The organism is Arcobacter sp. L, assembly GCF_000284235.1.
Classification (GTDB): domain Bacteria; phylum Campylobacterota; class Campylobacteria; order Campylobacterales; family Arcobacteraceae; genus Aliarcobacter; species Aliarcobacter defluvii.
On the sequence record NC_017192.1, the window covers coordinates 496,634 to 516,006 of the forward strand.

The window sequence follows — 19,373 nt, forward strand, 5'->3', positions numbered from 1 at the left end:
TTTAAAAAGGACAAAAAATGAAAAGACTAGATGTAACACCAGCTGCTGCTGAGGTAATAGAAAGATTAAAAAAAGAACATGGAGAATTGGTTTTTAATCAAAGTGGTGGATGTTGTGATGGAACAGCTCCTATGTGTTATGAAAAAGGTGATTTTTATGTTCCTAGTCGTAATGTAAAATTAGGCGAAATTTGTGGATGTGAATTTTTTATAGATAAAGACCAATTTGAATATTTCAAACACTCTTTTATTACAATTGATGTAAGAGAAGAAAAAGCTGCTTTTGGAAATTCTTTTTCTCTAGAGATAGATCTGGGTTATCAGTTTATTACAAAATCAAGAATTTTTACAGATGAAGAGTATAAACAACTTTTAGAAGAAGAGAAATAATTACTTCTTCCCTTCTTCATTTGTAACTAAAGCTAGATTTGTTAAATCATATTTTTGAAGTAAATCTAAAACTTTTACTACCCTTTGATACTCAACTTTTTTATCAATTCTTACAATAACTGGTTTATTTTTATTTTTTATTGCTTTTAAGTTATCTTCAAGTGATTCAAAAGATACTTCTATCCCTTTAATTGCTAACTTATTTTGATTAAGTTCTATAAAAACTTGTTCTTCTTTTATTTCCATCTCTTTTGCAGTTGATGTAGGTAAATCTAAAATTAAAGCTAATTCTTCTTTTTTAAATACAGATGTAACTATAAAAAAGATAAGTAAAATAAAAACAACATCAATAACAGGAGTTAAATCTAAGCCTAAAGCTTCACGTCTTTTCATTATTCGCTCGCTAGCTCTTTTTTAGCTTTTAACTCAATTGAATCAATCAAAGAGATAAAATGATTATAAGCTATTTGATGAGGAATTGCTACAATTAAACCTGCGATTGTCGTAATCAACGCAATCCCGATTCCATTTGAAAAGATTGTTGGGTCACCTAAACCATTTTGAGTAATTGCTTCAAAAGATTTATAAACTCCAATAACAGTTCCTAAAAGTCCTAAAAGTGGGGCAACTGTTGCTATATTTTTTATAATAGTAAGTCCAGATTCAAGTTTTTTAACTTCATATTCTATTTGAGATGTAAGAGAAGAATCTTTTGTAACTCTATGTTTAATTTGACTAATAATTGCATTTTTTCTTGGAAGTGTAAAAAATTTCCATAAAATAATAGTAAATCCAATCACATTTAAAGCAATTAAAATATAAACAATAATTCCACCTTTATCAATGTATCCCATTAAATCCATAACGACCTCAATAATTTTTTGTGACATTGTACAGAAATTTTGCTAATAGATGGTACAATTTTTTATGAACTATACAAATTCTTTAATTGAACAAATAAGCTTTAATAATCAAAAATATTTTGTAAAAAGAGATGATTTATTACACAAAGATTTTTCAGGAAATAAGGCTAGAAAGTTTTACTATTTTTTGAAAAATGATTTCCCAAAAATTAAAAAAGTTATATCTTTTGGTTCTGCCCAATCAAATGCAATGTATTCACTCTCTGTATTGTGTAAAATCAAAGGTTGGAAGTTTGATTATTATGTTGATCATATTGCTTCATATTTAAAAGAAAATCCAATTGGAAATTATAAATTTGCAAAAGAATTTGGAATGAATATTATAGAAGCTGAAGTTCCAAAAACTTTTAAAGATGATGAACTTTTTATTAGTGAAGGTGGCGCTGTAAGTGAAGCATCTTTTGGAATAGAGATTTTAGCTAATGAGATAAAAACTTGGGCAAAAGAAAATCAAATAAAAAATCTAAAAGTTTTTTTACCAAGTGGCACAGGAACAACGGCACTTTATCTACAAAAATTTCTTCCATTTGAAGTTTTGACTTGTTCTTGTGTTGGTGATGATGAATATTTAGAAAAACAGTTTTTAGCTCTTGAAAAAACTAATTTTCCAACAATTTTAAAAAAAGAGAAAAAATATCATTTTGGGAAACTTTATAAAGAGTTATATGAAATCCATAATGAGTTGCTAAAGCAAACAAATATTGAGTTTGATTTACTTTATGATAGTTTAGGTTGGCTTTGTTTTGAAAAATATGTAGAAAATTTTGATAAAAAAGATGAGTTTAACTTCTTATATATTCATCAAGGTGGACTACTTGGAAATATCTCTATGAAAGAGAGATATACCTATAAATATAACTCTTAAATAAATTTTTTTATATTAAAGAAAAAAAAGATAATATATCTTTTATGTTAACAAAAAAAGAAAAAAAACTTATAAAATTAATAAAATATACACCAATTTTTATAGTCGCATTAGTTTGTATGATAATCATATCTTTATTGTATATTGATAAAAATATTACATTAAAATCTGATTTAAAAGCTTTAGAAAATGACTATTTAAAAAGAAATCAAAATATTATAAAAGATGAAGTAAATAAAATTTATGACTATATTATTCATAAAAAATTGAATAGTGAAAAAGAGTTAAAACACGATATAAAAAGTAGGGTTTTAGCTATTCATAATATGATGACATATATTTATGAAAAATATAAAGATAAAGAATCAGCTGAACAAATACAAACAAGAATAAAAGATGCTTTAAAAGCTTTAAGGTTTAATGACAATCGAGGCTATTTTTATATAAATACAATGGAAGGAAAGTCAATTTTACATCCTTTATATCCTCAGTTTGAAAATAAAAGTATTTTAGATTTTGAGGATAATTATGGTTCTAAATTTATTGAAAATGTAATCAATGATTTAAAAATAAAAAAAGAATCTTATAATGAATATTATTGGAAGAAACCAGAAGCTTTTAATAAATTAAAACAGTATAAGAAAATTACTTTCAATAAAGTTTTTGAACCATACAATTGGTATATAGGAACAGGAGAGTATTTAGAAGATTTTGAAGAAAAAATAAAAAAAGAGATTTTGGAATATATAAGCAGTATAAAATACTCTAAAAATGGATATATTTTTGTAATAGATGAAAAAGGAGTTTATTTAACTCATATTGAAAAATCATATATTGGAGTTAATAGAATAACTCTAAAAGACGCAAATGGATTTATGATTACAAAAGAGATTATGAATTTGGCAAATAAAGGTGAAGGTTTTTTAAAATATGTAGGAACAATAAAGCCTGATACAAAGCTTCCTTCTGAAAAAATCACTTTTGTTAAAGGATTTAAAGATTGGGATTGGGCAATTGCAACTGGTTTTTATACTGATGAATTAGCAGAACAAATAAAAACTAAACAATATGAATATAAACAAAATTATTTACATAATCTGTTAAGTCTTTTTACTGTTAGTGGATTGATAACTATAGTATTTCTATTTTTATCTTTTTATATATCAAAAAGATTAGAAAGAAGATTTTATAAATATAAACAACAAGTATTAAGTTATATTAAAAAAAGTAGAGAAAAAGATAGTATGTTAGCTCAACAATCGAAAATGGCTGCAATGGGAGAAATGTTAGAAAATATTGCTCATCAATGGAGACAACCTTTAAGTTCTATTTCGACTCTTTCAACTGGAATAAAACTTCAATACCAATATGGAGAAATAAATAAAGAAGAGATTCTTCGTTCAATGGATGCTATTACAACTACCACAAAATATTTGTCTCAAACAATAGATGATTTTAGAGATTATTTTAATCCAAACAAAGAAGCTTATTATTTTAATCTCAAAAAGGTTTTCCAAAAAGCTTTTGATTTGTTAGAAATACAATTTAATTTAAGAAATATAATCTTTATAAAAAATTTAAATGATGTTTATATTTATGGTTTTGAAAATGAATTTTTACAAGTAATAATAAATATTTTAAATAATGCAAAAGATGAATTTGAAAAAACAGAGTTAGATCAAAAATATATCTTTGTTGATATTAGAAAAGAAGAAAATAGGGTAAAAATTTTTATAAAAGATAATGCAGGTGGAATAGCAGAAAATATTTTAGAAAAAGTTTTCGAGCCATATTTTACAACAAAATTCAAATCTCAAGGTACAGGAATAGGGCTTTATATGTCAAAAGAGATTATTGAAAAACATATGAAAGGAAGAATATCAGTATATAATGAAGATTATATTTATGAGAATAGTGGGCATAAAGGCGCAGTATTTGAGATAATCTTTTTAGCAGAAGAGGCAAAAAAAGTTATTTAAACTCTTTTATAAACTTTATAAAATCCTCTTCTCTTAAAGCTTTTGAATAAAACCAACCTTGAATTTCATCACACCCTTCTTTTCTTAAAAACTCTTTTTGTTCTTCTGTTTCTACACCCTCAGCAATGGTTTTCATTCCTAAACCATTTCCTAAAGCTATAATTGTTCTTGCTATTGCAACATCTTTTTTATTTGAAGGAAGCCCATCTATAAATGATTTATCAATTTTTAGTTTATCAATTGGAAATTGTTTTAAATAGTTTAAAGAGGAATAACCATTTCCAAAATCATCAACAGCAAGTTTTATACCAAGATTTTTTAGATTTTCCAAAATTAATAAAGACTCTTCAACATCTTCCATGATATAACTTTCTGTTAATTCAATCTCTAAATTTTGTGGATTTAATTTTGAATGTTCTAACTCTTTAACGATAGTTTTTAAAACTTGACTATATTTTATTTGAATATTTGAAATATTTACAGCAATTAATCCATTTTCTAAAAGTTTTAAGTCATTTAATTTTTTTATAAACTCGCAAGCTTTTTTTAGTACAAATTCACCAATAGGAATGATTAGTTTTGATTCTTCTGCATAAGGAATAAAATTTTCAGGTGAAATAACTCCTAATGTTTTATGATTCCATCTAATAAGCGCTTCTGCTCCTAAAATTGTGTTTGTTTTTAAATCAATTTGTGGTTGATAATATACTTCAAATTCATTGTTTTTTAAAGCCTCAGTTAATTCTTGTTTCATAATAATTTTTTCAAAAATTTCACTTGTCATTTCTTCTTTGTAAAATTGATATTGATTTCTCCCTGCATTTTTTGCACTATACATAGCTGTATCAGCATATTTTATTAAATCTTCTGCATTTAAACCATTATTTGGAAAAATAGAGATACCAACACTAACTGTTGTATCAAAAAGATACTCTTCCATTTTTATTGGTTCTTTAAAATCACTTACAATTTTTTTTGCTAATTTTTCTATATCTTTATTATCAACATCTTCAATTACAATTATAAATTCATCTCCACCAATTCTAGAAATTGTATCATTTTTTCTTATATTTTTTTGTAATCTATTTGCTACAAGTGAAATAATATTATCACCAATTGAGTGACCATAAGTATCATTTATCAATTTAAAGTTATCAATATCAATAAAAAAGATTGCTAATCTATATTTTAATTCATTTGCTTTTTCTATTGATTTTATAAGTCTCGCTTTTAATAATAGACGATTTGGAAGATTTGTTAGTGGATCATGATGTGCTAAAAACTCTATTTTTGCATTTGAATTTTTTATTTTTGTAATATCAGAAAATAAAGCTACATAATTTAAAATATTTCCTTCAGAATCTTTTACTAAACTTAAATTCAGCCATTCAGGATAAATCTCACCACTTTTTTTTCTATTCCAAATTTCACCTTTCCAAGCACCTTTTTTTATTAACTCTTCCCAAAGGATTTGATAAAATTCTATATTATGTTTTCCAGATTTTAGAATTTTAGGATTTTGTCCCTTTATCTCTTCAAAACTATAACCTGTAATTTTACTAAACGCACTATTTACTGAAATTATTTCACCTCTTTCATTTGTGATAATAATACCTTCAGTTGTATTTTCAAATACTATATCAGAAAGTTGTAATTTCTTTTGGATTTTTTCTTCTTCAGTTATATCTTTGAAAATACAGTGAGTTCTAATTTCCCCATTTATATTTGAAATATTTCCTGTAAAACTCGCAAGTATAATTTCGTTATTTTTCTTTTTTATTCTTAGAATAATATTTTCAATATGTTTATGTTGCATAAACTTTGAAAATAAATTTTGTAGAATCTCAGGTTTTTCAACTGTAAAAGATGCAAACTTTTGTCCTATTACATCATTTTTATCATAACCTGTAATTTCTAGCCATTTTTTATTTACATTAGTGATTAAACCTTTCGCGTCTAGTGACTGATAAGGATAAGGTACTTCTTCATATAGATATTTAAAGTTAGTTTCTATTTTTTTATTTGCATCTGTAATTTCTGAAATATTTGTAAAAAGAAGTTTTATTATAGAGTTTTCTAAAATTTTGCTATATATTATAGTTAATTGGAAGGTATTTTTATCAATTTCAATAATCTCTTTTTCATTAAAATTATTTGTTTTTATTTTTTCATAAATTAAATTCCATCTTGCTTTTGGAATTAAAGTTGTAATATCTTCATCAATTTTTATATCAAATAATTTATTTGCTTTTTGATTAAACCAATATATTATTTGTTCATCATCATTATCAAAAACTTCAATAACTGCTTCATTAAGTGAATTAAAAGTATTTTTAACATCTTTTAATTTTGATTCTAAAAATAAATTGTAGTTCCCTTTTATATTATTCAGAATCTCTTTTGAAGTAATTACATAATAAGAAGAACTATTTTTATCAAAAATTATAGCTCTTCTTATGTCTTTTTTTCTCATTGTATTTACAATACTAAATAAAGACTCTTCACTATCAAAAGTTATTAAATTTTTGTAACTAAAGTTTTCTACATTTAAAGTTGTATCAATATGTTTTTGTGCAAGATTAATAACATCACTTTCTGTTAATATTCCAATTGGAGTAAGATTATCAAATACTAAAGCTGAACCTATATTCTTTTCGCTCATTAAGTCTAAAGTAGTTTGAATAGTGGCATCTTTTTGTACAAAAAAAGCTTTTGATTTGTCTTTTATTAAATCTTTTGCTTTTATATTTGTTTTAAATATATCTTGTTCAAATTCAAAAATAAGATTTTCTTGTAAAATAGAACCTAAATAGTTATTTTCTTTATCTAAAACAATGATTCTTCTTATTTTATTATTTAGCATTAATCCTAAAACATAGTTTATTTTTCTATTTGACTTAGTTGTAATTAGTTCTTTATTTGCAAAATCAATTGCTTTTGAATTTAAATCAATATGTTTTGCATATGAAAATAAAATATCTCTTTCAGTTATAATTCCAACAGCTTTTTGCCCATCAAGTAAAACAAAATGTTTCGTACGATTTTTTATCATTGAATCTAAAATTTCTTGTAAAGAAACATCTTTACTTATAGAATCTTTTATTTCAGAAATTAGTTTAGTTAAACCCATTGTTTTCCTATTTTACATCGTTTTTAAAAATAGATTTTATCAAAAAAATACCTAATTAAAACTAATATCCTTTTTTGTACTATATAAATTTACTATAAATTAGATATAATCCACCACTATGAAAAAGAATAATATTATACTAATTGGTTTTATGGGTGTTGGTAAAGGTACAGTTGCAAGGGCTTTAGTTGAAAAATCTGATATGTTTGCAATTGATACTGATGATTTAATCGAAAGTATGGAAAACAGAAAAATCAAAAAGATTTTTGAAGTTGAAGGTGAACCATATTTTAGAGCTTTAGAGAAAAAAACTGCTTTATGGTTAGAAAAAAGTGTAGATAACACAATCATTTCCACAGGTGGTGGATTTTATAAACAAGAAAACATAAATAAAATAGGAAAAGTTGTTTATTTAAAATCATCATTTCAAGGTATCTTAGATAGAATAAATAATGCTCCAAATGCTGCAAATAAATTGAAAAAAAGACCACTTTTACAAAATATGGAAGAAGCTTTAAAACTTTATAATTCAAGAGTTAGTGATTATGAAAATGTTGCAAAAATAGTGGTTGATGTTGAGAAAAAAGATTTAAATGATATTGTAAAAGAGATTTTAGGAAAAATATAAATGAAAATAATAAATACAAAAGATACGAACTTTCAAAGTGAATTTGATTCTATTTTAGCAAGAGCTAAAAGTGATATAAAAGGCGTTTCATCAATTGTTATGAATATTATTGACGAAATAGTAGCAGAAGGAAATGTTGCTTTAAAAAGACATATTGAAAAGTTTGATAAATGGGAAGTTAAATCAGATAATGATTTATTGATTTCTCAAGATGATATGAAAAAAGCATATGAAAATATTGATGAGAAACTAAGACTTGCTCTTCATACAGCATATGATAGAATTAAAACATATCATGAAAAACAACTTCCAAAATCTTGGCTTGATTTTGAGTCAAATGGGACAATTTTAGGACAAAAAGTTACTCCTGTGGATAAAGCTGGGCTTTATATTCCTGGTGGAAAAGCTGCATATCCTAGTTCACTTTTGATGAATGCAGTTCCAGCAATTGTTGCTGGAGTTAAAGAAATAGTTGTATGTACACCAACTCCAAATAATGAAGTAAATGAACTTTTACTTGCTGCTTGCCACTTATGTAAAGTTTCAAAAGTTTATAAGGTTGGAGGAGCAAGTGCAATTGCTGCTATGGCTTATGGAACACAAACTATCCCTAAAGTTGATGTAATAACTGGTCCTGGAAATATTTTTGTTGCTACTGCTAAAAAACTTGTATTTGGTGAAGTTAATATTGATATGATTGCAGGTCCTTCTGAAATTGGAATTTTAGCTGATGAAACAGCAAAACCTCACTATTTAGCAATTGATTTATTATCTCAAGCTGAACATGATGAAATGGCAAGTTCAATTATGATTACAACTTGTGATGAAGTTGCTAGTTTAACAAGTAAAGAAGTTGAAGAGTATTTAAAAACTTTAAGTAGAGAAGCAATTGCTAGAAAATCAATAGATGAAAGAGGAGCAATAATTGTTGCTTCAAATATGGAAGAAGCAATCTCTTTAATGAATGAAATAGCACCTGAACACTTAGAAGTTATGACACAAAATCCTTTTGAATTGTTACCTTATATCAAACATGCAGGTGCAATTTTCTTAGGTGAAAATACTCCTGAACCAATTGGAGATTATATAGCAGGTCCTAATCATACTCTTCCAACAGGAAGTACAGCTAAGTTTTATAGTCCATTAAATGTAGAAAATTTTATGAAAAAAAGTTCAATTATAAATTTCTCAAAAAATGCTATAAATGAATTAGGTGAAGCTTGTGCCTTATTAGCGGATACAGAAGGTCTTACAGCTCATGCTAAATCTGTAAGAGTTAGATTAGAAAAATAGATATGTATAGGCTTTATTCTTAAAGCCCTTTAGGTTTTTGTTACTTTTTAAGGATTTTTTATAAATCCTGCTAAAAAAGTAGAAATTAAACAAAATAGGTTCCCTTTTAAAGAGGAACGATTTGAAAGGAAATATAGATGTCGATGTTTAGTGATTGGTTTACTGAAGACGAAGATGATATTTTTATGGGAAGTCCAAAATCTAAGTTTTTTGACGTTACAAGAGAAGCTTCAAAAGAAGTTGTAGAAGATGAAATAGATAAAATTATAGAAAAATTGGCTGTACTTGAAATGATAATAAGTGAAAATAAAGATGAAAATTTTGATATTAATGAATTTATTAAAGAGTATACTTTAGAAAACGCAGAAAAAGTTAAAGCTATGAAAAAAGGTCTTTATGTTGAATTTACTGGTGAAATTATCTGTAGATTAGATTCATAAAGGTTTAGAAGTGGAAGAGTTAGAACAAGTTAAAAATCAGATAAAAGAGTTTGTAAAAGTTTGTAATCATCAAAAAAGTTTAGAACTTTTAGATAAATTAGCAACAGGTAAGATGTTGCGTTCTAAACTTATACTTAAAATTGCAGGAGTAGGTGAAGAAAGTGTTAAACTTTGTGCAATTGTAGAGATGATTCATGCAGCATCACTTTTACATGATGATGTTATTGATGAAGCAGATACTAGACGTGGAAAACCAAGTGTAAATGCACTTTATGATAATAAAACTTCTATAATGTTTGGAGATATTTTATACTCACGTGCATTTACTGAACTTTCACAAATGGATAAAAGAATCGCATATACAATCTCAAATGCTGTAACACTTTTAAGTATTGGTGAGATGATGGATGTAGATTTAACTGAAAACTTCAATACTTCTTATGATTTATATCTTGATATGATTTATAAAAAAACAGCTTCTTTAATAGAAGCAAGTGCGAAAGCAGCTGCAATATTAGCTGGACTTGATGAAAATAAATATGCACTTTATGGTAAAAATCTTGGACTTGCATTTCAAATGGTAGATGATATTTTAGATATTACACAAGATAGTGCAACTTTAGGAAAACCAGCAATGCTTGATTTTGTTGAAGGGAAAGTAACTATTCCATATTTATTTTTATATGAAAGAGTTGAAGATAAAACTAAACTTGCTTCATTATATAAAAAAGAGTTAAGTGCAGAAGAGAGTACTTGGATTAAAGAACAAATGAAAATAACAAAAGCTTTAGAAGATTCAATCTTACAAGCTAAAGAGATTGGAAATGAAGCAATTAGTGCTGTAATAGATGAAAAAGATAGCCAAACTCTTGTTATGATAATGAAAGCAATGATTGAAAGAGAGTTTTAATGAGTTACTTAATAATTAGTTTTTCTCATAAAAATATTGATATTAAAATGAGAGAAAAACTGGCTTTTAATAGTGATGAAGATAAAGAGAGATTTATAAAACAAATTTTAGAAAATGAAGCTACAAAAGAGGTAGTTTTATTATCAACTTGTAATAGAGTTGAAATAATCACTAGATCTTCAAATGTAAAACAAAGTGCTAGAAATATTATAGAAAAATTAGCAAGTTATTCTGGGCTTGATTTTGAACTTTTATATGATAGAGCTGATATTTATGATAATGACGGAGCAGTTCATCATCTATTTTCAGTGGCTTCTGCACTTGATTCACTTGTAATTGGTGAGACACAAATTGTTGGACAATTAAAAGATGCTTTTAGATTTTCTCAAGCAAAAGGTTATTGTGGCTCAAATATAACAAGAGTTATGCACTATGCTTTTAAATGTGCTGCACAAGTAAGAAATGCAACAAGTTTAGGAACAGGTTCTGTTTCTGTTGCTTCAACAGCAGTTGCAAAAGCAAAAGATATTATTGGAAATACAAAAGGTGTAAAAGCTTTAGTAATTGGTGCAGGTGAAATGAGTGAGCTTACAGTTAAACATCTTATTTCATCAGGTTTTGATGTAACAATTATTAGTAGAGATATGAAAAAAGCTCAGAATTTAGCAACAACATTCGAAGTTCATGTAAATGTTGAACCTTATAATGAATTATCAAACCTACTTGAAAAAATACCAGTTATGATAACAGCAACTTCTGCACCTTATCCAATAATTACAAAAGATAATGCTCCAAATTCAAGTATAAATAGATATTGGTTTGATATTGCAGTTCCTAGAGATATAGATGAAGATATATCTATGCCAAATTTAGAAATTTATTCGGTTGATGATTTACAAGATATTGTAAATGAAAATATGAGTTTAAGAGCAGAACAAGCAAAAACAGCTTATGGAATAGTAAGTCGTATGTCGTTAGAGTTTTTTGAATGGCTTAAATCACTTGAAATTGAGCCAATAGTAAAAAATCTTTATGTAAAAGGTAATGATATTATCGATAAAAAAATAAAAAAAGCAATAAAAAAAGGCTTTATAAATTCTAGTGATGAAGAAAATATTAGAAAACTTTGTCAAACAGTAATAACTGAATATTTACATCAACCATCAAAACAACTAAAAGATATTTCAAAAAATATGGAATGTGATTTAGTTGTAGGAACAGTTCAAAATATGTTTGGATTTAATAATGATTCAAATATTGCAACTAAATATAAATGCGACCATTTAGCAAAAAATTAGAAATAAATTAAATACAGGAAAATAATCAATGAAATTTAGTAAAATGTTTATTCCAACAACAAAAGAGACACCAAATGATGCAACATTACCATCTCATCAATATTTAGTAAGAGGTGGATTTATTGCTCAAACTGGAGCTGGAATTTATGATTTTATGCCTTTAGGAAAAATTGTTTTAGAAAAAATCAGAGCAATTGTAAAAGAAGAGATGGATGAATCAGGTGCAAACGAAGTTCAATTTGGTTTTGTAACACCTTTATCATTATGGCAAGAATCAGGGCGAGCTACAACTATGGGAGCAGAAATGCTTCGATTTAAAGATAGAAAAAATGGTGAGTTTGTATTAAGTCCAACAAATGAAGAAGCTGTTGTAAATATGGTAAAAAATAGAATTACTTCATACAAAGATTTACCAGTTCATCTTTATCAAATAAATACAAAATTTAGAGATGAAGCAAGACCTAGATTTGGGCTTATGAGAGGAAGAGAGTTCTTGATGAAAGATGGATACTCTTTCCATTCAAGTGAAGAGGATTTAGTTCGAGAATTTAATCTTATGGAAGCAACTTATAAAAAAATTTATACAAAATTAGGTTTAGATTTTAGAGTAGTTGCAGCAGATTCAGGAGCAATTGGTGGAAGTGGTTCAAAAGAGTTTCACGTAATTGCAGATTCAGGTGAAGATACGATTGTTATTTGTGATTCTTGTGATTATGGTGCAAATATTGAAGCAGCAAATCGAAAACCAAGACATTTTACAGCTTGGTTTGAAAATACAAACACACCAGCTTCAATGGAAAAAGTTTTAACACAAGATTTAAAAACTATTGAAGAAGTTTCAAATTTCTTAAGTATCTCAAAAGCTCAAACAATCAAAGCAGTTATTAAAAGAGCAATTTTTGAAGAAAAAACTCAAATAGTTGTATTTTTTGTAAGAGGTGATGACGAGCTTGAGGAAACAAAAGCTTGTAATGCAGTTAACGCTTTAGAATTAACTGATGCAACAGAAGATGATATAAAAGAAGCTGGATTAGTTGCTGGTTATTGTGGACCATTTAATCTTCCATCAAATATAAATTTCTTTGTTGATTTAGAAATAAAAGATGAGATAGGACTTGCATGTGGAGCTAATGAGGAGCACTATCACTTAATAAATACAGATTTATCAACTTTAAAAGATGTAAAATATTTTGATTTAGTAGCTGTTCAAGAAGGTGACATATGTGCTTGTTGTGGTGGAAAACTTTCATATACAAAAGGAATTGAAGCAGGGCATATTTTCCAACTTGGAACTAAATATTCAGCTGCTATGAATGCAAACTTTTTAGATGAAAATGGAAAAGCAAAACCATTTGTTATGGGATGTTATGGAATTGGAGTTTCAAGATTAGTTGCAGCTGTAATTGAACAAAATCATGATGAAAAAGGTTGTATTTGGACAAAAGCTACAACTCCATTTATGGTAGATATTATTGTTTCAAACTCTAAAAAAGAGGATGAAGCGCAAGTTGGTGAAGAACTTTATGCTAAATTAAAACACGCTGGAATTAGCACAATTTTAGATGATAGAATAAATGCTAGATTTGGTTTTAAAATGAGTGATTTTGAACTTTTAGGTTTCCCATATGCAGTTGTAATTGGTAAAAAATTAGCTGAAGGTTTTGTAGAAATCGTAGATAGAAAAACATTAGAAAAAATCGATGTTAAAGTTGAAGATGTTTTAGGAAAAATAGTAGAACTAACTAAATAATTAAGTATTAAGGAGTTATTTTGGAAAAAGAATTAGAAAAGAATATTGAAACTATTACAAAAGATATTAGTTCATATATTCCAGATAATATAGTAGAAATTATTGGTGGATATGCATTTTCTTTATTAATGGCATTATTAATTTTTGTTATAGGAAAATGGTTTGTAAATAAAATAGTATCTTTACTTGGAAAAGTTCTAAGAAAAGTTAATGGTATGGATGAAACTTTAGTTAGATTTCTAGAAAATATTGTTTATTATGTACTTTTAATCGTTGTAATTCTTACAGCACTTGGAAAATTGGGAGTTGAAACAACTTCATTCTTAGCTATTTTAGGAGCTGCTGGTTTAGCTGTTGGTTTAGCATTAAAAGATTCTCTTGGAAATTTTGCTTCAGGGGTTATGATAATTTTATTTAAACCTTTTAAAGTTGGTGATTTAGTTACAGCAGCTGGAGTTACAGGAAGTGTAAGTGAAGTTGGAATTTTTAATTCAGTTTTTATAACTGCTGATAATCAAAAAATTATAGTTCCAAATGGTGCAATAACAAGTGGAACAATCACAAATGTAAATGCTTTTGATACAAGAAGAGTTGATTTGATTGTTGGAATTTCATATGATGATGATATTAAAAAAGCAAAAGATATTTTAACTTCTATTATCTCTTCAAATGAAAAAGTAATACTAGATAAAGGAATTACAGTTGCAGTTTCAGAATTAGCTGATTCTTCAGTTAATTTCGTAGTTCGAGCTTGGACAAAAACACCTGATTATTGGGATGTAAAATTTGGATTAACTGAAACTATTAAAACAACATTTGATAAAGAAGGAATTTCTATTCCTTATCCGCAACAAGATGTTCACCACTACAACAAAGATTAATATACCTAAAATCTTAAGTGATATATTAGTAAGTTTACAAGAATTAGGAGCTAGACCAATTCTTGTAGGTGGTTGTGTACGTGATTATTTTTTAAATAAAGAAGTTAAAGATTTTGATATAGAAATCTTTGATTTTAACTCACTTGAAGAAATTGAAAAATCTTTAAAAAAATTTGGAAATGTTAAACTTGTTGGAAAATCTTTTGGTGTTTTAACATTAAAAGTTGATGGATATGATTTTGATTTTGCACTTCCAAGAATTGAAAAAAAAGTTGGAAACTCTCATACTGATTTTGAAGTTATAACAAACTCAAATTTGAGTTTTGAAGAAGCAGCAATACGAAGAGATTTTACAATAAATGCAATTGGTTATGATTATTTTAAAGATGAATTTATTGACCCTTTTAATGGAATCGATGATTTAAAAAACAAAATTTTAAAACATATAAATGAAAAAACTTTTGTTGAAGATAGTTTAAGGGTTTATCGAGCAGTTCAGTTTGCAGCAAGATTTGAATTTAATCTTGATGAAAAAACAAAAAAATTATGCAAAAAAATAGTTTTAAGTAATGAACTTTTGTATTTGCCAAAAGAGAGAGTTTATGAAGAGTTCAAAAAATTATTTTTAAAGTCTTCTAAACCATCAATTGGATTTGAACTTCTCCATGAATTAGGTATTCTAAAATATTTTCCTGAATTAGAAGTTTTGATAGGCTGTGAACAAGATCCAATTTATCATCCTGAAGGTGATGTTTGGATTCATACTTTAATGTGTTTAGATGAATTAGTAGAAATTATAGAAGAGAAAAAAGTAACTAATGAGTATAAAAAACTATATCTTTTTTATGCTATTTTGTGTCATGATTTAGGAAAACCTTTTTGTACAAAAGAGATAAATGGAAAAATAACTTCATATAAACATGAATCTTTAGGAATCAAACCAACTATATCTTTATTATCTAGATTAACAAACGAAAAAAAATTTGTAGATATTGTTTGTTCTTTAGTCAAAAATCATTTAGCTCCATTTCAATTATATTTAGCAGAGAGCTCATTAAAAGCTATAAAAAGGCTATCTTTGAAAGTTAATATTGAAGATTTATGTTTAGTTTGTCTTGCTGATTGTTTGGGAAGAGATATAGAAAATAAAGATAAATGTTTTGAAGCTACAAATTGGCTATTGGCTCAAGCAAAAGAGTTAGATATAGAAAATAAAGCTATTGTTCCATTAATTCTTGGAAGAGATTTAATAGCTTTAGGTTTTAAACCATCAAAAAAATTTAAAGAGATTTTGGAGTTTGCTTTTGATTTACAACTTGATTTTCATTTATCAAAAGAAGAAATTATAAATAAAATAATGCTAAAGTATTAAAATAGTTATTTTTTTAAGTCCATATTTACTATAAACATAATAAAATCAAGCAAATTTTTAAGGAGATGAAATGAAAAAAATTATTGGTTTAATAGCTGCACTTGGTTTAACAGCTTCAGTTTATGCAAATGAAAATACAGGATGTGGACTTGGTTCTTTAGTTATTAAAAATCAAAACACAGTAGTATTACAGGTGTTAGCTGCAACTACAAATGGTACATCTGGAAGCCAAACTTTTGGTATTACAAGTGGTACTTCAAATTGTGATAAACCTTCAAACTTTGTATCAAATGATAAATTAAATAAATTTGTTGCTGAAAATATGGACGAATTAGCTTTAGATATTTCAGCTGGTCATGGTGAAACATTACAAACAGTTGCAAAATTAATGAATGTAGAAAATACAGATGCATTTTCTGCTAAATTACAAGCAAACTTTTCAAATATTTATTCAAACCAAGATGTAACTTCAGCAAACGTTATTGACTCAATTGCTAAATATATGTAATCTTTTTAATAGAAAGTTTAAGTATTTAATACTTAGCTTTCTATTTTGCACTTATTCTTATTCTTCTGAATTAAATGTTTTTGTTGAACAAACAAAACTTTATGAAAATCCTTATTGGGCAAAATTATTACATTATCGAAATGGTGAAAGTGAAATAGATTCAACTAACTTTTTTATATCAAAAAATGGAAAATATGATTTAAAAGAAGAGTTATTTGAGGCTATAAATTCTTTAGAAAATGGAACAAATAATGTTTTATGTAGATTTCCATTAAGAGTAAAATGGTTAAAACAAAATCTTCCTGATTTAAAGATTGCAGAGTATTCTTGTGAAGAGTTAGATAAATTTATAACTTCAATAGATGCAAAATCTGTAACAATGGTTTTCCCAACTGCTCATATAAATTCACCAGCTTCTATGTATGGACATACTTTTATAAGAATTAGTTCTGATGAAAAAACTCCACTTATTTCAAATGCAGTAAATTATGCTGCTGCAACAACAGATACAAATGGTTTGATTTTTGCTTATAAAGGTTTATTTGGTGAATATGAAGGAAGATATTCAATTTTGCCTTATTATGAAAAAATCAAAGAATATAACAACCTTGAACAAAGAGATATTTGGGAATATGATTTAGATTTAAATCAAGAAGAAATAGATAGATTAGTTTTACATACTTATGAGTTGAAAGATTCATATTCTGATTATTTTTTCTTTAAAGAAAATTGTTCATATAATGTTTTATGGCTTTTAGAAGTAGCAAGGCCAAGTTTGGATTTAGTTAGTCAATTTGATTTTAAAACAGTTCCTCTTGATTCTATAAAAGTTTTACAAAAATATGATTTGATTAAAAACACAAACTTTAGATACTCATCAATGAGAAAAATGAAATTTATTTTAAATGAAAAGATACAAAATAAAGAGTACTTAAAAGATTTTGTTTATAAAAATGAAGCTTTAGATGACTCATTAAGCACTGAAGATAAAATCTCTTATTTGGATTTTAAAATTTCTTATTTACAGTATCAAAGAGCAAATAATGAGTATGAAAAGGATGAATATTTAAAAAAATATTTAAAACTTTTAAAACAAAGAAGTTCTTACAAACAAGCTTCAACTTATGATATAAAAACTCCTTTTGACCCGCTTTACTCACATGATTCAGCAAGAGTCTCTTTTTTTTATAATAGTAATGATAGTTTTGAACTTTCTGCAAAACCAGTTTACAATGACATCTATGACATAAGTGATGGTTATTTACAAGGTGCATATATTGATTTTTTTGATTTAAATATTAAAAAAGAGAAAAATGAAAATGCAAGATTGGATAGATTCACTCTTTTAAAAATAAAATCACTTGCTCCTCAAGATTTATTTTTTAAACCAATATCATGGGGAATAGATGTTGGTTATGAGCAATTTAAACAAAGAAGTGATTATTTAAAAGTAAAACCAGAAGTTGGTGTTACTTTTGGCGAGAACAAAGATTTTATATATTTGATGTTAGGTTCAAATTTATATTATAAAAATAGTGAGCAATTATATTCTATTGGTTCAACTATTGGTGCTGTTACAAATAGATTTGATAATATAAAGCTAGGGATAAATTATAGTTATGATAAATATAATAAAGATTTAGAAAATAATCTATTTGAAGTTTTTTCAACATATAAACTTGATAGAAATTTAGCTTTAAATATTAGATATATAAATGATGATTTAAATGAAAAAGAGGATATTCTAAAAGTAGGAGTTTCCTACTACTTTTAAGGTCTATAAATTCTATTAGGACTTCCATTTACTTCATGGAATATTGTAATTCCATATTTTTTAGAATAATATTTAAAAAGTAAATGTTGAAGAGTCGGTTCAATTGATGGCGTAAACCAAGCATTGTTTGATATAACTATCATATATCTTGTATCTTTTATATCTTCAAATATTTTATCTGTTGTTCCTTCATAGCAAATAGCATTTCTAAACTTTTCACCTTTTATTATAAAATCAGTAGGTTTTGATGCTTTTGAGTAATCTTGTGCACCATTGTAGAATACTTTATTTATAAAATCAACTAAAAATTTAGGAAAAGGTATCTCCTCACCAAAAGGAACTAATACGACTTTTTTAGCAATTTGAATTTCACCTTTACTGAAAAAATATGAAGCATTAAATATTTGGTCATCTTCAACATATAAAGCGCCAGTTATAATATCTATATCATTAGAAAAATCTTTTAATCTTTCTAATATCTCAGCATTTCTATTTAAAACTGTTGTGAAAGCTGTTTCTGGTAAAAGTATTAAATCTTTTTTCATTTCAACAGCTTTTGCAATTTCCTCAAAATTCTTTTCATGTAAAGTTGTTCTATACTCTTTTTGCCATTTTAGGTTTTGTTCTACATTCATTTGAGGCATATAAATTTTTGCAATAGGATTATCAATATATTCACCTTTTTCAAAAGATAATGTAAATAGTAAAGGTATTAATGCAATAATTTTGTGTTTCTTTAGTTTAATTATTAGATAAAAAGAAAAAAGTATTAAAGCAAAATCAGTTCTTGAAATTCCAATATATGAATCAATAAATAAAAGTTCGAATTTCATCCAATTGAAACCTAAAGGAGCAAAAAAAGTAAATGCAAATATCATTGCAATTCTAATAGTTAATCTATCATAAAAAGCAAAAAGATAAAAAATTATTGCATAAACTAAACCAATTCCAATTAACAAAATAGGTGCAATATAAGTTAAGTCGTAGTATTGCAAGCTAACAGCCATCCAATTACACCATAATATTCCAGTTAAAAATCCTGTAATTAATAAAGAACGTTTTGGAATAATCAATAAAAAATAAATAGCAAATAATCCTAAAAAGGTGTTCAGAATTTTATATTCAATATTAAAATAACTTAAGTAAATGAAAGAACTCAATAAAATAGAAGTAATCAAGCCTTTTATTATAAAGTTTTTGTTAGAATAATCGCGTTTTAGTAAAAACATAATA

The 19,373-nt window shown here is 26.2% G+C and carries 17 protein-coding genes; 13 read left to right on the forward strand and 4 right to left on the reverse strand.

The features are described from left to right. The first annotated feature begins 17 nt into the window (after positions 1–17). A complete protein-coding gene (locus ABLL_RS02590; protein WP_014473225.1) occupies positions 18–389 on the forward strand; it encodes a DUF779 domain-containing protein in 372 nt (123 codons plus the stop codon). Here the strand turns inward: ABLL_RS02590 and ABLL_RS02595 are convergent, their stop codons facing one another. Together ABLL_RS02595 and ABLL_RS02600 are read right to left on the reverse strand one after the other, a co-directional pair. After that, complete coding sequence (locus tag ABLL_RS02595) at positions 390–782, reverse strand: biopolymer transporter ExbD (protein ID WP_014473226.1); 393 nt, start codon at positions 780–782, stop codon at positions 390–392. Continuing rightward, on the reverse strand, positions 782–1,279 hold the full coding sequence (locus ABLL_RS02600; protein ID WP_228712353.1) for a MotA/TolQ/ExbB proton channel family protein: 498 nt from the start codon (positions 1,277–1,279) through the stop codon (positions 782–784). Before ABLL_RS02600 ends, ABLL_RS02595 begins: the two co-directional genes overlap by 1 nt. Positions 1,280–1,316: 37 nt before the next feature. Here ABLL_RS02600 and ABLL_RS02605 point away from each other — a divergent pair, with 37 nt between their 5' ends. Together ABLL_RS02605 and ABLL_RS02610 are read left to right on the forward strand one after the other, a co-directional pair. After that, the gene (locus ABLL_RS02605) at positions 1,317–2,177 is read left to right on the forward strand and encodes a 1-aminocyclopropane-1-carboxylate deaminase (protein WP_014473228.1); all 861 of its coding nucleotides are present in this window, start codon (positions 1,317–1,319) and stop codon (positions 2,175–2,177) included. 44 nt (positions 2,178–2,221) lie between these two features. Then, entirely contained in the window at positions 2,222–4,156 is a 1,935-nt protein-coding gene (locus tag ABLL_RS02610) for a cache domain-containing protein (protein ID WP_014473229.1), read from the forward strand. Here the strand turns inward: ABLL_RS02610 and ABLL_RS02615 are convergent. Then, positions 4,149–7,286, reverse strand: coding sequence for an EAL domain-containing protein (locus ABLL_RS02615; RefSeq protein ID WP_014473230.1), 3,138 nt, complete (start codon positions 7,284–7,286; stop codon positions 4,149–4,151). The genes ABLL_RS02610 and ABLL_RS02615 overlap by 8 nt on opposite strands. Positions 7,287–7,404: 118 nt before the next feature. Here ABLL_RS02615 and ABLL_RS02620 point away from each other — a divergent pair, with 118 nt between their 5' ends. From ABLL_RS02620 to ABLL_RS02665, 10 genes are all read left to right on the forward strand, one after another. Then, the gene (locus ABLL_RS02620) at positions 7,405–7,914 is read left to right on the forward strand and encodes a shikimate kinase (RefSeq protein WP_228712354.1); all 510 of its coding nucleotides are present in this window, start codon (positions 7,405–7,407) and stop codon (positions 7,912–7,914) included. After that, complete coding sequence (gene hisD / locus ABLL_RS02625; RefSeq protein ID WP_014473232.1) at positions 7,915–9,207, forward strand: histidinol dehydrogenase; 1,293 nt, start codon at positions 7,915–7,917, stop codon at positions 9,205–9,207. Between the two features lie 137 nt (positions 9,208–9,344). Further along, positions 9,345–9,647: a DUF2018 family protein gene (locus ABLL_RS02630; RefSeq protein ID WP_014473233.1), complete on the forward strand. Its 303-nt coding sequence runs from the start codon at positions 9,345–9,347 to the stop codon at positions 9,645–9,647. A gap of 10 nt (positions 9,648–9,657) precedes the next feature. Next, positions 9,658–10,557 (forward strand): polyprenyl synthetase family protein, encoded by a 900-nt coding sequence (locus tag ABLL_RS02635; protein WP_014473234.1) that lies wholly within the window; start codon positions 9,658–9,660, stop codon positions 10,555–10,557. Continuing rightward, the gene (gene hemA, locus ABLL_RS02640; RefSeq protein ID WP_014473235.1) at positions 10,557–11,855 is read left to right on the forward strand and encodes a glutamyl-tRNA reductase; all 1,299 of its coding nucleotides are present in this window, start codon (positions 10,557–10,559) and stop codon (positions 11,853–11,855) included. Before ABLL_RS02635 ends, hemA begins: the two co-directional genes overlap by 1 nt. A gap of 28 nt (positions 11,856–11,883) precedes the next feature. Beyond that, positions 11,884–13,605: a proline--tRNA ligase gene (locus ABLL_RS02645; protein ID WP_014473236.1), complete on the forward strand. Its 1,722-nt coding sequence runs from the start codon at positions 11,884–11,886 to the stop codon at positions 13,603–13,605. A 20-nt stretch (positions 13,606–13,625) separates the two neighbouring features. Next, complete coding sequence (locus ABLL_RS02650; protein WP_014473237.1) at positions 13,626–14,486, forward strand: mechanosensitive ion channel family protein; 861 nt, start codon at positions 13,626–13,628, stop codon at positions 14,484–14,486. Continuing rightward, positions 14,461–15,858 carry a CCA tRNA nucleotidyltransferase gene (locus ABLL_RS02655; RefSeq protein ID WP_014473238.1) on the forward strand — a complete coding sequence of 466 codons (1,398 nt, stop codon included), beginning with the start codon at positions 14,461–14,463 and terminating at the stop codon, positions 15,856–15,858. The genes ABLL_RS02650 and ABLL_RS02655 overlap by 26 nt, the downstream gene beginning before the upstream one ends. A 70-nt stretch (positions 15,859–15,928) precedes the next feature. Then, positions 15,929–16,366 carry a DUF3015 family protein gene (locus ABLL_RS02660; RefSeq protein ID WP_014473239.1) on the forward strand — a complete coding sequence of 146 codons (438 nt, stop codon included), beginning with the start codon at positions 15,929–15,931 and terminating at the stop codon, positions 16,364–16,366. Continuing rightward, a complete protein-coding gene (locus tag ABLL_RS02665; RefSeq protein WP_014473240.1) occupies positions 16,350–18,140 on the forward strand; it encodes a DUF4105 domain-containing protein in 1,791 nt (596 codons plus the stop codon). The genes ABLL_RS02660 and ABLL_RS02665 overlap by 17 nt, the downstream gene beginning before the upstream one ends. Here ABLL_RS02665 and ABLL_RS02670 read toward each other — a convergent pair. After that, positions 18,137–19,369, reverse strand: coding sequence for an apolipoprotein N-acyltransferase (locus ABLL_RS02670; protein ID WP_014473241.1), 1,233 nt, complete (start codon positions 19,367–19,369; stop codon positions 18,137–18,139). The genes ABLL_RS02665 and ABLL_RS02670 overlap by 4 nt on opposite strands. Between the last annotated feature and the right edge of the window lie 4 nt (positions 19,370–19,373).